Raw genomic sequence first — 14,882 nt, 5'->3', positions numbered from 1 at the left:
TGTGCAGGACTGCTGCGCTTTACGTCCTGCACACCACCCCCTCCGGCCCGCCACCTCCCGTTGGGGATGGGGAAAAGACGGGTGAGTGGGAGGGAAGGTGAGTGGGTTGGCGCGGGGAGTTGGACCACGGGTCACCACTCGACCATCGAGGCCGCGGCAGCCCACCGGGGCGTACCCCAACGCATCTGAAAACCCACCACAAACGGGAGGGGCCGGGTTGGTGGGTGGTGGGGTGTGCGGACGTAAAGCGCAGCAGTCCGCACACCCCACCACCCACCAACCCGGCACCGCACCCAACAGCCCCGCGCAGCGGCAACGCCCGCCGCAGGCGCAACGGCGAGAAGACCCACGGCGGGACAGCCGACAACGTGGGAAGAAGCCCCGCGCAGCGGCAACGCAGCGGCAACGCCCGCCGCAGGCGAAACCCCCACGGCGGGACGGCCGACAACGTACGCCGGCGCGCCCCGCCGCTGCGGGTTACTTCACCGGTGCCATCTTGTCGACGATGCCGGGGTGCGCGTCGATCCACTTCTCGACGCCCTTGTCCTCGTTGCCCTTTCCGGCGTCCTGGATGTCCTTCTCCAGGCTGCCGAGCTCGTCGGGGCTCATCTTCCAGTTCTTCAGCCAGCCGGAGAACTCCGGGAACTTGTTCGGGAAGTTCTTGTTGCCGAGCGTCTTGATCTGGTTGTTGGCACCCCAGGTGCCCTTGGGGTCGGCGAGCTTGGTGAGGTGGTACTTGCTGTACGCCCAGTGCGGCGACCACAGGACGACCGCGATCGGCTCCTTCTTGTGGTACGCGCGGTCGAGTTCGGCGAGCATCGCGCTGGTGCCGGCCGAGGTGACCTCGTAGTCCGACAGGCCGTAGGCGGGCAGCACGGTGCTCTTCAGGCGCTGCATCTCACCGGTGCCCGGTTCGATGCCGATGATCTTGCCCTTGAACTCGTCCTTGTGGGCCCGCAGGTCGTCCATGGACTTGACGTCCTTGACGTACGACGGGACCGCGATCTCCAGCGAGGTCTTGTCGTACCAGGCACCGACGTCGACCAGGTCGTCCTTGTACTTGTCCCAGTACTGCTTCTGGGCGACCGGTAGCCAGCCGTCGGTCTCCACGTCGATCTGGCCGGTGGACAGGCCGGTCCACATCGGGCCGACGTCGAGGTTGCGCAGGTTGGGGTGGTAGCCGCGCTTCTCCAGGACGTTCTTCCACAGGTAGGCGGTGGCGATGCCCTCGTCCCACGCCGGGTAGCCGATGTTGGGGGCCTTGCCGGCGTCCTTGCCCTTGGCGTAGGTGGCGTGCGCGGACGGGGCGATCTTCTCGACCAGGCCGGGGTTCTTCTTCAGCCAGGTGCGGACGCCGTCCTGCTCGTGGCCCTCACCGGCCGACTTGATGTCGTTCTCCAGGCTGGTGAGCTGCTTCTCGTCGAGGTGGAAGTTCTTCATCCACTTCGCGACCTCGGGCATGTCCTTGCTGAAGCCCTTGCGGCCCAGCATGTGCAGGCCGTCGCCGGAACCGAACGCGCCCTTGGGGTCCTTGAGCTTGGTGAGCGGGTACTTGTCGTACGCCCAGTGCGGGGACCACAGGGTGACCGCGATCGGCTTCTTGTTGTGGATGGCGCGGTCCAGCTCGCTCAGCATGGAGGCGGTGCTGGACTCCTGCACCTGGTACTCGCCGTCGAGGCCGTAGTCCTTGAGGACCTTGTCCTTGAGGATCTTCATCTCGCCGGCGCCCGGCTCGATGCCGGTGATCTTGCCGCCGAACTCGGCGGCCTTGCCCTTGAGGTCGTCGAGCGTCTTGACGTCCTTGACGTACGACGGGACCGCGATCTCCAGCGACGTCTTGTCGTACCAGGTGCCGAGGTCCTCCAGCTTGTCCTTGTACTTGTTCCAGTACTCGGCGTGGGTGGTCGGCAGCCAGGCGTTGGTCTGAACGTCGATGTCGCCGCGGGCCTGCCCGGCGAAGAGCGGACCGGCCTCCAGGGCCTGGACCTTGGGCTTGTAGCCGCGCTCCTCCAGGATCTCCTTCCAGAGGTACGTGGTGGCCTTGCCCTCGTCCCAGTTGACGTAGCCGAGGGTGATCGGCTTGCCGTTGCCGCCGGACGCGGCGTCGCCGCTCTTGCCCAGGAAGCTCATCCCGCCGGCCAGCAGCGCCAGGACGACGACGCCGACCATGGCGACCGAGGTCGCCGGCCGCCACTGCAGGAACTTCCAGCGCCCCAGCGCCGCCTGCGCCTTGGCCAGCGCCCGCCGGCCGAGCGGCGACACCCGCTGGTTGAGCGCACCGGTCATCCGGTCCAGGTACATGGCGAGGATGACGACGGCGAGGCCGGCCTCCGCGCCCAGGGCCACGTTGACCGAGCTGATGGCGTTGTAGACCGACGCACCGAGGCCGCCGCCGCCGACCATGCCGGCGATCACGACCATGGACAGCGCGAGCATGATGACCTGGTTGATGCCGGCCATGATCGTGGGCAGCGCCAGCGGCAGCTGCACGCGCAGCAGGGTGCGCCGCGGGTGCGTGCCGAACGCCTCGGCCGCCTCGACCAGCTCCCCGTCGACCTGCCGGATGCCCAGCTCGGTCATCCGCACCGCGGGCGGCATGGAGAAGACGATGGTCGCGACGATGCCGGGGACGACGCCGAGGCCGAAGAAGAGGATGCCGGGGATCAGGTAGACCATCGCCGGCATGGTCTGCATCAGGTCCAGCACCGGACGCAGGATGCCGCCGACGACCCGGCTGCGGGCCGCCCAGATGCCCAGCGGCACCGCGACCACCACGGTGATCAGGCAGGCCACCAGCACCAGCGAGAGCGACTCGATGGTCGGGCTCCACTGTTGGATGGAGTCGATCAGCGCGAAGCCGAGGAAGGTCAGCACCGCGGCCGGCAGGCCGCGCAACCACCAGGCGAGCACCGCCAGGATGCCCGCGAGGAGCAGCGGGGCGGGTGCCGCGAGGACGGCGTGGATCGCGTCGTAGAGGCCGTTCAGGACCGTGGTGATGAGGTTGAACAGCCAGTCGAGGTTGTCGCGGAGCCAATTGACGGCGTCATTGGCCCAGCTGCCTATTTGGATCCTAGGCACCGGTGGTCACCGTCCCCTCGGTCGGATCGGCGGACTCGGCACCGGTGGTGGCCGGCTCGCCCTGGGCGGGCACGTCGACGACCGGCACGTCCGGCCGGCCCGGCTCGCCGAGGACGGCCAGCAGCCGCTCCCCGGTGACCGCACCGGCCAGCGCGCCGCTCTCGTCGGTGACGGCGACCGGCACGTCGCTGGTCGAGCAGGCGGTGAACAGGTCGGCGAGCGGGGTGTCGGGGCCGACGGTGGCGGGCGCGGCCGCCTGGAAGTCGGCGGCCGTCGCGAGCTCGGTGCCGTCCTGGGCGGTCGTGCCGAGGACGCTGTCGAGGTCCGTCATGACCGCACCGGCGGTCAGCACCCGGCTGCGGTCCACGTCCTGGATGAAGGACGCGACGTAGTCGTTGGCGGGGCGGACGAGGATGTCCTCGGCGCTGCCGGTCTGGACGATCCGGCCGTCGCGCATCACCGCGATCCGGTCGCCGAGCCGCATCGCCTCGTTGAGGTCGTGGGTGATGAAGACGATGGTCTTCTTCAGCGTCTTCTGGAGCTCCAGCAGCTGGTCCTGCATGTCGCGGCGGATCAGCGGGTCGAGCGCGCTGAAGGACTCGTCCATCAGCAGCAGGTCGGCGTCGGTGGCCAGCGCGCGGGCCAGCCCGACCCGCTGCTGCATGCCGCCGGAGAGCTCGTCCGGCCAGGACTTCTCCCAGCCCTCCAGCCCTGCCAGGGCGAGTGCCTCGGTCGCCCGGCGCTCGCGTTCGGCGCGCGGCACACCCTGGACCTCCAGGCCGTAGGCGGCGTTCTCCAGCACGCTGCGGTGCGGGAAGAGCGCGAAGTGCTGGAAGACCATGGAGATCTTCCGGGAGCGGACGGCGCGCAGCTCCTTGTCGCTGAGCGAGGTCAGGTCCTGGCCGTCGAAGCGGACGGTGCCCGCGGTCGGCTCCAGCAGTCCGTTGAGCATGCGCAGCAGCGTGGACTTGCCGGATCCGGACAGACCCATGACGACGAAGATCTGACCCTCGTCCACCTCGATGGACGCGTCGATCACCGCGGCGGTGGTGCCTTGGGCCCGCAGCTCGTCCCGGCCGGCTCCGGCCTGGAGTTTGCGGACCGCGTCCTCGGGTCGTCTGCCGAACACCTTGTACAGGTGTTCGGCTTGCAGCCTGGACACATATACCTCTCTTGTCGCACGAGAAACGACCCGCCACCCCCGTAGGCAGGTCGTGGCGCGGGACGAATTCGGCTCGTCTTCACCGGCGACAAGTTGAAATCGCAACCGGGTCCGCTCCGGCTGCGCGCCTGCCCGGCTTTATGGGGCTCAAACACATCGGTGAGCCACCTCACATCGGAGGCACGTTTGGGGCATACGGCATCATGCGGAGTGTGACTCGACGCCTGATGCTCCTCGACACCGCCTCTCTGTACTTCCGCGCCTATTTCGGGGTGCCGGAATCGGTCAAGGCCCCGGACGGCACCCCGGTGAACGCGGTACGCGGCCTGCTGGACTTCATCGCCCGGCTCGTCCAGGACCACCACCCCGACGACCTGGTCGCCTGCATGGACTTCGACTGGCGCCCCCAGTGGCGGGTCGACCTGATCCCCTCCTACAAGGCGCACCGGGTCGCCGAGGAGGCCCCCGCCGGCTCGACGGCTCCCGACGAGGAGGAGATCCCGGACACCCTCTCCCCGCAGGTCCCGGTGATCGAGGAGGTGCTCGACGCGCTGGGCATCGCCCGGATCGGCGCCGCGGGCTACGAGGCCGACGACGTCATCGGCACCCTGACCGCACGGGCGAAGGGCCCGGTCGACATCGTCACCGGCGACCGCGACCTCTTCCAACTCGTCGACGACGCCCGCGGCATCCGCGTCCTGTACCCGCTCAAGGGCGTCGGCACCCTCCAACTCACCGACGGCGCGGCGCTGCGCGAGAAGTACGGGGTGGACGGCCCCGGTTACGCGGACCTGGCGCTGCTGCGCGGCGACCCCAGCGACGGCCTGCCGGGCGTCCCGGGCATCGGCGAGAAGACCGCCGCGAAGCTGCTGGACGCCTACGGGGACCTGGCCGGAATCATCGCCGCCGCTCAGGACCCGACCTCCAAGATCACCCCGGCGCAGCGCAAGCGGCTCGTCGAGGCGGCCCCCTACCTGGCCGTCGCCCCGAAGGTGGTCGGGGTGGCGACGGACGTCCCGGTGCCGGAGACCGACCTCGCCCTCCCGGTCGAGCCGGCCGATCCGGAGCGGCTGGAGGCGCTGGCCGCCCAGTGGGGCCTGGGTGGCGCATTGCAGCGGTTGCTGGTCACGCTCCACCGATGACCTGTTAGGTTAGGTATACCTAACTGGCGGCGTGCGTCCCGCAGGCGCACCCGCCGTCGACCGCGTCAGGGGAGAACAGCCGTGGCAGCAGAGCGACCGGCCCGCAGCACGCCCACACTGCACCGCGCCCGGGTGCGGCGCACCGAGCGGCTCACCCCGCACATGGTGCGCGTCGTCCTGGGCGGCGAGGGACTGGCGGCGTTCGAGGCCGGCGCCTACGCCGACCACTACGTCAAGCTGGTCTTCCCGCTGCCACACGTCAGCTACCCCGAGCCGTTCGACATGGGGCGCATCCGCGCCGAACTGCCGCGCGACCAGTGGCCCCGGACGCGCACGTACACCGTGCGCGCCTGGGACCCGGCGGCGCGCGAGCTGACCGTGGACTTCGTCGTGCACGGCGACAGCGGACTGGCCGGCCCCTGGGCCGCGGCCGCCCGGCCGGGCGACGAGATCGCCTTCCTCGGCCCGGGCGGCGCCTACCTCCCGGACGCTTCGGCCGACTGGCACCTGCTGGCCGGTGACGAGAGCGCCCTGCCGGCGATCGCCGCCGCCCTGGCCCGGATGCCGGCGGACGCCACGGCGCACGCCTTCATCGAGGTCGCCGGCCCGGAGGAGAGCCAGGAGCTGGCCGCCCCGCCCGGCGCCCGGATCACCTGGGTCTACCGCGGCACCGCCCCGGTCGGTCGCGGACTGGTCGAGGCGGTTCGGGCGCTGGAGTTCCCCCCGGGCCGGGTCCACGCCTTCGTGCACGGCGAAGCGGGCTTCGTGAAGGAGCTGCGCCGGCTGCTGCGCGTCGAGCGCGAGCTGCCGCGCGAGGCCCTGTCGATCTCCGGCTACTGGCGCACCGGCCACGACGAGGACGGCTGGCAGGCCGGCAAGCGCGCCTGGAACGCCCAGGTGGAGGCCGAGCAGGAGCCCGCGGCCGCCGCCTGACCCGCACCCCCTCGGGGGCACCCCCACCGCACCGGGGCCGCCCCGCCACGGACGCACACACCGGGGGCGGCGCGACTCACGACGGGTCCGCGCCGCCCTCCGTCGCCCCCTCGCCCTCGCCCGCGCCGTCCCCCGCCGCCGGTCGGCCGCCCCGGTGCTCCTCGTACCGTCGCGCCGAGCGGTCGACGTGCGCCAGCCGCCGCAGCGCGCTGAGCACCGCGTCCCCCAGGACGGTCGCCACCACCACGCTCTCCACCAGCTCCTCCACGTCCGCGTGGCGCCCCACGTACGCCAGGTCGGCGTCGGCGACCCGCTCGCACGCCTCGGCGTACTCGTCGAGCACCTCCACGAACGCGCCCTGCCCGAGGTCCTGGAACGCGGCCAGCGCGACCGCCATCGCCTCCGCCGCCGGATGGTCCGCCCCGGCCCGCCAGCCGCGCCGGCGGATCAGCTCCGCGACCCTCCGACGGGCCTCCGGCAGCGCCTCCGGGCGGCCGATCGGCACCGGCGTGATCGCGTCGTGCGCCGCCCCGAGCACCTTGTGCACCGACCCCCCGGGGGCGTCCACGGCGGTCAGCACCTCGCGCACCGTCGCGACCGAGAGCCCGCCGACGTCGATCAGCCCGCGGATCAACCGCAGCCGCCGCACGTGCCCCTCGTCGTAGCTGGCCTGGTTGGGGCTGGTGAGCCGCCCCGCGGGCAGCAACCCCTCGCGGACGTAGAACTTGATCGTCGGGACCGCCACGCCCGTCTCGCGGCTCAGCTCACCGATGCGCATCTGACGCCCTCTCCCTGCCGGATCCCCTCGGAACCGTGCCCTGCGGACCTGCCGGGCGCCCCGCCCCACCCGGCCTTGCCAATCGACCTTCCATCATAGATAGTCGCGCTATCAGATAGCAGAGAGCACCGCTATCCATAGTGCAGCTATCCATTCAGGGGGTTCCTTGCGCATGCCCAGATACCGTTCGCTGCTCGGCTTCTCATGGGCGATGGCCGCACTGGCCGTGGTCGCGGCGGTCGGGATGATCGTCGACGACCGGGTGTCGGTCGGCGCGCCGATCTGGTTCAAACCACTGAAGTTCGCGGTGTCGTTCGCCGCCTACGGGCTGACGCTCGCGTGGATGCTGTCCCGCCGCCCCGCGCCCAGCCGGGTCGGCACCTGGGCCGCGCACACCGTCGTGGTCGCCGGACTCATCGAGATGTCGATCATCATCGGCCAGACGCTGCGCGGCCGCCGCAGCCACTTCAACGTCGAAACCCCCCTGGACCGGGGCCTGTTCCTGATCATGGGCGGCACCATCGTCGCCCTCTGGCTCGCCACCCTGGTCCTCGCGGCACTCCTGTTCCGGGCCCGCCTGGGCGACCGCGCCACGACCTGGGCCATCCGACTCGGCGCGCTGATCGCCCTGGCCGGGCTGCTGCTCGGCGGCCTGATGTTGACACCCACCCCGGAACAGCAGGCCCAGCAGGCCGCCGGCCTCGCCCGCACCCTCGTCGGCGCGCACAGCGTCGGCGTCCCCGACGGCGGCCCGGCCATGCCGCTCACCGGCTGGAACACCACCGGCGGCGACCTGCGCGTGCCGCACTTCGTCGGCATGCACGCACTCCAGGCCCTGCCGCTCTTCCTCCACGGCGTCGAGGCGCTGGCCCGCCGCCGCGCCCGACTGCGCGACGCACGGGTGCGACTGCGCCTGGTGCTCACCGCGGCCGGCTTCCTCACCGGACTGCTCGCGCTGGTCACCTGGCAGGCACTGCGCGGCCAGGCCCTGATCCACCCCGACGCACCCACCCTCACCGCACTGGCCGCCCTCGTCACCGCCACGGCGGCCGGCGGCTACGCGGCCCTCCGCCCCACCTCCCGGACCCACACCGACACCGACATCGACACCGAACGCCCCACTCAGTCAACGGAGTTGACCGCATGACCGACCGCACCCTCTTCAGCCTCGCGTTCGCCCTCGCGGCCCCGTTCTGGGCCCTGCTGATCCTCGCGCCCGGCCGCCGCTGGACCGACCGGATCGCCGCCTCACCGCTGCCCATGGTGCCGGTCATCGGGGTCTACCTCGCCCTGGCGATACCGGTCTTCCCGCAACTGTGGGCCGCGGTCAGCCACCCGGACCTCGCCGGGTTCCAACGCCTGCTCGCGCTCGGCGGCGGCGCCGGGGCGATCTGGGCCCAGCTGATCGCCTGGGACCTCTTCCTCGGCCAGTGGATGTACCGCGAAGCGCGCGACCTGGGCATCCACCCCCTGGTGATGGGCCCGCTCCTGGTCCTGACCATCCTGCTCTCACCCGTCGGCGTCCTGCTCTTCCTGTGCCTGCGCGGCACCCTCCGCCACCGCACCGGACAGCGCCCGTCGACGATCCCGAACTAGCCCTCCGCACACCCCAACCGGACCGCTCCGGTTCCACCACACCGGCAAACGCCCGACGCCCCACGGCACTTGCTTTCCCACGCAATGGTTGACGGCGCATGCACCTGCCTGTTCCACTGGCCCCATGCGACCTCAGCAACGGCTGGTCACCCGCGACCACATCGACTTCGGTCGCGTGTGGTCCGCCTCCTGTTGCCTCTGACGCCCCGGTGCCGCGCCGGGCGCCCCGCCCGCGCGCACCCGCATGCCGCCCTGCCGGTCCTCCCGCGCACCGCGCATGCCCTCGCCATGCCCACTGACGCATGATCGACGAGAAGACGAGGCCGCACCCATGCCTGTCGAGTTCCTCGGCATCGCCGCCACCCACGACGGCTCCGAAGTCACCCCGCGCTCCGGCGCCTCCTTCGACAAGGAGTACACCCTCAAACTCGCCCGCGCCCACGAGGAGTACGGCTGGGACCGGGTCCTGTTCGCCTACGGATCCGGCTCCCCCGACCCCTCCCCGGCCGCCGCCTACGTGGCCGCCCACACCGAGCGGCTGCAACTCCTCGTGGCGCACCGCCCCAACGTCTCCTACCCGACGTTCGCCGCGAAGACCTTCGCGACGCTGGACCGGATCAGCGACGGCCGGCTCGCGGTGCACTTCATCACCGGCGGCAACGACCACGAACAGCGCCGCGAGGGCGACACCCTCACCAAGGACGAGCGCTACGCCCGCACCCGCGAGTACATCCGGATCGTCAAGCAGGTCTGGACGAGCCGCAACCCCTTCGACCACGAGGGCACGCACTACCGCTTCTGGGACTTCGTCTCCGACACCTTCCCCGTCCAGCAGCCGCACCCGCAGGTGTCGTTCGGCGGCTCGTCGCCCGCGGCCTACGCGGCGGGCGGCGCCGAGGCGGACATCTACTGCCTGTGGGGCGAGCCGCTGGCGCAGACCGCCGAGCAGATCGCGTCGGTCAAGGCGGCCGCCGCCGCGGCCGGCCGCACCGACGTGCCCCGGATCCAGGTGGCGTTCCGCCCGATCATCGCGCCCACCGAGGAACTGGCCTGGGAGAAGGCGCACCGCACCCTGGCCCGGATCAGGGCCCGCAAGGAGGGCGGGCCGCTCAGCCGCCGCCACCCCCTGACGAACCCGCAGAACGCCGGCTCCCAACGGCTGCTGGAGGTCGCCGCCCAGGGCGAACGGCACGACCGGGCGCTGTGGACACCGACCGCCGCGGAGACCGGCGGCGCCGGCAACTCCACCGCCCTGGTCGGCACCCCGGAGACCGTCGCCCAGGCCCTCCTGGACTACTACGACCTGGGCGTGGACATCCTCTCCGCCCGCGGCTACGACCTGCTCGACGACGCCATCGACTTCGGCCGGTACGTCATCCCGCTGGTCCGCGAGGAGGTCGCCAAGCGCGACGCCGAACGGGCGGCGCGGGGGCCGGCGGAGCGGACCGCCTCCTAGCGGCAGCCGCGCGGCGTCCACCGGGCCGCGCCGTCGTCGCGGGCGCTCGCCCGCCCCGACGGCGCGGCCCGACGGCCGCCGTCCGACGTCAGCCGACCGAGGAGTACGCCACGACCCCGCGCAGCACCCCGTCCATCGCCTTGCGCGCGGACCGCGCCACCGTGCCCTCGGCCGGGGCCGCCGCCGCGATCTGCCCGAGGACGTCCACCAGTTGCTTGCACCACCGGACGAAGTCGCCGGCCGGCATGTCGGCCTCGCCCAGCACCTCGTCGAGGCCGAAGCCGGAGGCCCAGCGGTACGCGGCCCAGGCGAAGCCGAGGTCCGGCTCGCGCTGGCCGACGCCCTCGGCCTGGCTGATCTTGTGGTCCTCCTCCAGGGCGTCCAGCCGGCCCCAGATGTGCACCATCTCCGCCAGGGCGTCCCGTGCCTTGCCGGCCGGCAGCTTCGGCGCCACCGCGTCGTCCGCCTGGCGCGCCTCGTAGACCAACGCCGAGGCGCAGGCGGCTAGTTCGGCGGGGCCGAGCCCCTCCCAGACGCCGTCCCGCAGGCACTCGCTGGCCAGCAGGTCCAGTTCGCCGTAGAGCCGGCCCAAGCGGCGGCCCTCGTCGGTGACGGTGTCCCCCTCCAGGTAGTCCAGCTCGGTCAGCAGCGCGCAGATCCGGTCGAAGGTCCGCGCGATGGTGTTCGTCCGGCCCTCGATCCGGCGCTCCAGCTGGTGGGTGTCCCGCCGGAGCCGGTGGTAGCGCTCCGCCCAGCGGGCGTGGTCCTCCCGCTCGTCGCACCCGTGGCAGGGATGGGCCCGGATGTCCTTGCGCAGCCGGGCGATCTCACGGTCGTCGGCCGCCTCCGCCCGCGGCTTGCGGTGCCGCGAGGGCACCAGGTGGCCGGCCTTGGTGCGCAGCGCGGACGCCAGATCGCGGCGCGACTGCGGACTGCGGGCGTTGAAGCTGCGCGGGATCCGCATCCGGTCCAGGGCCGTCACCGGCACCGGGAAGTCCATCGACGCGAGCCGCTTGACCTGCCGCTCGGCGGTCAGCACCAGCGGCCGGGGGCCGTCCTGGGCGTCCATGCCGCGGTGGCCGTTGGTCCGTCCGGAGGGCATGCCCGGGTCCAGCACCAGCGCCAGCCCGGCGTACTTGCCCGTCGGCACGTGGATGACGTCGCCCGGCCGCAGCTTCTCCAGCGCCGCCGCGGCCGCCGACCGCCGCTGGACCGCGCCCTGCTTGGCGAGTTCGGTCTCGCGGTCCTTCAACTCCCGCCGCAGCCGGGAGTACTCCTCGAAGTCGCCGAGGTGGCAGACCATCGCCTCGCGATAGCCGTCCAGGCCCTCCTCGTTGCGCTGCACCTGGCGGGTGATGCCGACCACCGACCGGTCGGCCTGGAACTGCGCGAAGGACATCTCCAGCAGTTCCCGCGAACGGTGCCGCCCGAACTGCGCGACGAGGTTGACCGCCATGTTGTACGACGGCTTGAAGGAGGAGCGCAGCGGGTACGTCCGGGTCCCGGCGAGGCCGGCCAGCGCCCCCGGGTTCATCCCGCGCTGCCACAGCACCACCGCGTGGCCCTCGACGTCGATCCCGCGCCGCCCGGCCCGACCGGTCAGCTGGGTGTACTCGCCGGGGGTGATGTCGGCGTGCTGCTCGCCGTTCCACTTGACGAGCTTCTCCAGCACCACCGACCGCGCCGGCATGTTGATGCCCAGCGCCAGCGTCTCGGTGGCGAAGACGGCCTTGACCAGCCCCTTGACGAACAGCTCCTCGACGACCTCCTTGAAGGTGGGCAGCATCCCGGCGTGGTGCGCCGCGATGCCCCGCTCCAGGCCCTCCAGCCACTCGAAGTAGCCGAGCACGTGCAGGTCGTCGTCCGGGATGCCGGCCGTCCGGGCCTCGACTATCCGCCGGACCTTCTCCCGGGCCTCCGTGTCGTTGAGCCGCAGGCCGGAGTGGAGGCACTGCTGGACGGCCGCCTCGCACCCGGCGCGGCTGAAGATGAAGGTGATCGCCGGCAGCAGCCCCTCGTTGTCCAGCCGGTCGATCACCTCGGGCCGGCTCGGCGTCCAGATCCGGGCGCGCTGGCGCCGCTCCCGCTCCCGGTCGGCCTCGCGCAGGTTGCGGCCGCGCCGCTTGTCCCGGCCGAACGTCGGCCGGCTGTTCTCCATCCGCGCCAGCCGCTCCAGGTCGGGATTGACCTCCCGGCGGCCGCCGGTCGCCCCGTCCCGCTCCTCGAAGAGGTCGTAGATCCGGCGGCCCGCCAGGACGTGCTGCCACAGCGGCACCGGGCGGTGCTCGGAGACGATCACTTCGGTGTCGCCGCGCACGGTGTCCAGCCAGTCGCCGAACTCCTCGGCGTTGGAGACCGTCGCGGACAGGGACACCAGCGTCACCGACGCCGGCAGGTGGATGATCACCTCTTCCCAGACGGCGCCGCGGAACCGGTCGGAGAGGTAGTGCACCTCGTCCATCACCACGTAGCCCAGGCCGGTCAGCGACTGCGAACCGGCGTAGAGCATGTTCCGCAGGACCTCGGTGGTCATCACGATCACCGGGGCTTCGCCGTTGACGCTGTTGTCGCCGGTCAGCAGGCCGACCTTGTCGGGGCCGTAGCGTTTGACCAGGTCCTGGAACTTCTGGTTGGACAACGCCTTGATGGGCGTGGTGTAGAAGCATTTGCGGCCCTGGGCCAGGGCCAGGTGGACGGCGAACTCGCCCACGATCGTCTTGCCGGATCCGGTGGGAGCCGCGACCAGCACGCCTTTTCCGGCCTCCAGGGCCTGGCACGCCTCGACCTGGTAGGGATCCAGGTCGAAGTCGTAGAGCTCCCGGAACGGCGCGAGTGCGGTGGCTTGCTCGGCCGCCCGGACTTTGGCGGCGGCATAGCGCTCAGCAGGGGACATGTCCTCGGTCATCGTGCTTACGAGACTACCGGCCACCTCTGACAACGACCGGATCTTTATGGCGGCCCCATACAAATGAAACGGGCCCCACTCACGTATCGTCACATAACGACTACAGGCCAGCCGGGACGCGAGTGGCGATTTCAGCCGCCATACATGTCCAAATCACCCCTTGATCGCTCCAGCGTCAGCCATTACCGTGATCACTTCCTCCGAGCGCTCGAACTAGCTTTCCATTCCGATAGTCCAGATCAACTTCGCGCACGAGGAATGAACCATACTGACATCAGGGGGGAATGTGACGATTACGAAGCGCGCCGTAACGACAGTGACAGGCGCGGCGATTTTGGCCATGCTGACAACTGTTAGTCCCGCATCAGCCACCACCGCTTCGATTGCAAGCATGCACCGCGGCACGGCCGGTTGCTTTAACTGGTCCTGGGCGGATGGCAACGTCACGACAGCGGTGTACGTTCACAACACCTGCTCATCCGCACGGAAGATCCACGTAGAGTGGAACGCCAGTTCCGACTGGAACGAGTGCGTTGCTGCAGACGGAAATTCAGGCGCTCGTAGCACGGGCGGAGTCACCGTCATCAAGGACTATGGCGCATGCTAAGTGCACATCGCTAGCAATGCATGATGGGCGGCTCCCATCGAGCCGCCCATCATGCATTCTGCATGGGACATCCTGGATTTATTTCACGAGCGCCCCGCAACACCATGTTCGAGAAGCGTCCGAAGCCTTTCACTTCGCCACTAGCCAGGACATCGGCAAGCCGAGAATTCAGATTCTCCCCCCGGAAGGGGTGCTGGAGGCCATCACCTCTCAGTAATGAGCCCTTCATGTCCCAATCACGTCACGTCGTCAAGGCCCTCACGCCGACTCGACCCGATTGCGCCCTGGTCGCCATCCGCACGCTTCGACAGCATCTGGCTGGACTCGACCGGCTCGATCGCGCCGACCTCGGCCGGGGTCAGGTCGAGGTCGGACGCCTCGTCGTCGGCCAGGTCCCGGTCGGGGTTGGCCCGGCTTCGACGGCGGTCGTTGAAGAGGCAGATGGCCACGGCGCCGAAGTACAGCAGCACGATCGGAGCGGCCAACAGTGACATGGTGAGAGGGTCACCGGTCGGCGTGGCGACTGCCGCGAAGATGGTGATGCCCAGCACCATGAACCGCCACCAGCTCAGCACTCGCTTGCCCGTGAGGACCCCACCCAAGTTGAGCAGCACCAACAACAGTGGCAACTCGAAGGACAGCCCAAAGACCAGGACCATGCGCGTGACGATGTCGAAAAAGTCGTCAGCCGGGAAGAGATTGGACCAGTCGCTCGGGGTCAGGCCGACCAACGCGCCTGCGGTGGTCGGCAGCACCGCGTAGGCGAGGTAAGCACCACCCAGGAAAAGCGGTGCACCGGCAGCCACAAAGCTCAGCGCGTACTTCTTCTCGTGCTTGTGCAGACCGGGAGCGAGAAAAGCCCACAGTTGGTAAAGCCAGAGCGGACTGGCTGCAACCAAGCCCACGGTCAGCGACAGTTTAAGCATGATCGTGAACGGAGCGATAAAGCCGTTGGCGACGATTTCCGCGCATGGATGGGGCTGCCCACCAACTGAAGAAGCGCCCTTGGGACAGCCCACAGCCGCGATGGTCGGCCCTGTAATGAAATGGGCGATGGGGTCGTACTGCCACATGGCGATGACGGTGACCACGAGGATCGCCAGCACCGATTTCAGCAGCCGGTTGCGCAGCTCACGCAGGTGTGCCGCGAGGGGCATCCGCCCCTCGGGGTCCATCTGCTGCTTGCGGGCAGACTTGAGCAACCCACTTCCTCGTCTCGTACGTC

General features: G+C 70.4%; 10 protein-coding genes. 5 read left to right on the top strand and 5 right to left on the bottom strand.

The annotated features are described in order from the left end of the window. Positions 1 to 477: 477 nt before the first annotated feature. Together ACJ6WD_RS28430 and ACJ6WD_RS28425 are read right to left on the bottom strand one after the other, a co-directional pair. Complete coding sequence (locus ACJ6WD_RS28430; RefSeq protein ID WP_016570850.1) at positions 478 to 3,078, bottom strand: ABC transporter permease/substrate binding protein; 2,601 nt, start codon at positions 3,076 to 3,078, stop codon at positions 478 to 480. After that, a complete protein-coding gene (locus tag ACJ6WD_RS28425) occupies positions 3,071 to 4,240 on the bottom strand; it encodes a glycine betaine/L-proline ABC transporter ATP-binding protein (protein WP_233658015.1) in 1,170 nt (389 codons plus the stop codon). The genes ACJ6WD_RS28430 and ACJ6WD_RS28425 overlap by 8 nt, the downstream gene beginning before the upstream one ends. A 227-nt stretch (positions 4,241 to 4,467) precedes the next feature. On the opposite strand from ACJ6WD_RS28425, the gene ACJ6WD_RS28420 reads away from it, so the two are divergent. Then, a complete protein-coding gene (locus ACJ6WD_RS28420; RefSeq protein WP_016570848.1) occupies positions 4,468 to 5,382 on the top strand; it encodes a 5'-3' exonuclease in 915 nt (304 codons plus the stop codon). Between the two features lie 81 nt (positions 5,383 to 5,463). Continuing rightward, entirely contained in the window at positions 5,464 to 6,315 is an 852-nt protein-coding gene (locus ACJ6WD_RS28415) for a siderophore-interacting protein (RefSeq protein ID WP_233658016.1), read from the top strand. A gap of 76 nt (positions 6,316 to 6,391) precedes the next feature. On the opposite strand, the gene ACJ6WD_RS28410 is transcribed toward ACJ6WD_RS28415, so the two are convergent. After that, positions 6,392 to 7,093 carry a MerR family transcriptional regulator gene (locus ACJ6WD_RS28410; protein WP_233658017.1) on the bottom strand — a complete coding sequence of 234 codons (702 nt, stop codon included), beginning with the start codon at positions 7,091 to 7,093 and terminating at the stop codon, positions 6,392 to 6,394. 211 nt (positions 7,094 to 7,304) lie between these two features. On the opposite strand from ACJ6WD_RS28410, the gene ACJ6WD_RS28405 reads away from it, so the two are divergent. The 3 genes from ACJ6WD_RS28405 to ACJ6WD_RS28395 all read left to right on the top strand — a co-directional run bounded on the left by ACJ6WD_RS28405 (position 7,305) and on the right by ACJ6WD_RS28395 (position 10,145). Then, the gene (locus tag ACJ6WD_RS28405; RefSeq protein WP_374206804.1) at positions 7,305 to 8,240 is read left to right on the top strand and encodes a hypothetical protein; all 936 of its coding nucleotides are present in this window, start codon (positions 7,305 to 7,307) and stop codon (positions 8,238 to 8,240) included. Then, entirely contained in the window at positions 8,237 to 8,689 is a 453-nt protein-coding gene (locus ACJ6WD_RS28400) for an ABA4-like family protein (RefSeq protein ID WP_233658019.1), read from the top strand. Before ACJ6WD_RS28405 ends, ACJ6WD_RS28400 begins: the two co-directional genes overlap by 4 nt. 331 nt (positions 8,690 to 9,020) lie before the next feature. Further along, on the top strand, positions 9,021 to 10,145 hold the full coding sequence (locus ACJ6WD_RS28395; RefSeq protein ID WP_407616781.1) for an LLM class flavin-dependent oxidoreductase: 1,125 nt from the start codon (positions 9,021 to 9,023) through the stop codon (positions 10,143 to 10,145). Positions 10,146 to 10,233: 88 nt separating this feature from the next. On the opposite strand, the gene ACJ6WD_RS28390 is transcribed toward ACJ6WD_RS28395, so the two are convergent. Both ACJ6WD_RS28390 and tatC read right to left on the bottom strand, forming a co-directional pair. Further along, entirely contained in the window at positions 10,234 to 13,050 is a 2,817-nt protein-coding gene (locus tag ACJ6WD_RS28390) for an RNA helicase (RefSeq protein ID WP_038518422.1), read from the bottom strand. An 843-nt stretch (positions 13,051 to 13,893) separates the two neighbouring features. Beyond that, positions 13,894 to 14,859, bottom strand: a complete 966-nt coding sequence (gene tatC, locus ACJ6WD_RS28385) for a twin-arginine translocase subunit TatC (protein WP_407616780.1) — start codon at positions 14,857 to 14,859, stop codon at positions 13,894 to 13,896. Positions 14,860 to 14,882 lie beyond the last annotated feature (23 nt).

Source organism: Streptomyces sp. VTCC 41912 (genome assembly GCF_045799175.1).
Lineage (GTDB): Bacteria > Actinomycetota > Actinomycetes > Streptomycetales > Streptomycetaceae > Streptomyces > Streptomyces albulus_C.
This window is presented reverse-complemented; position numbering and strand designations above follow the sequence as displayed.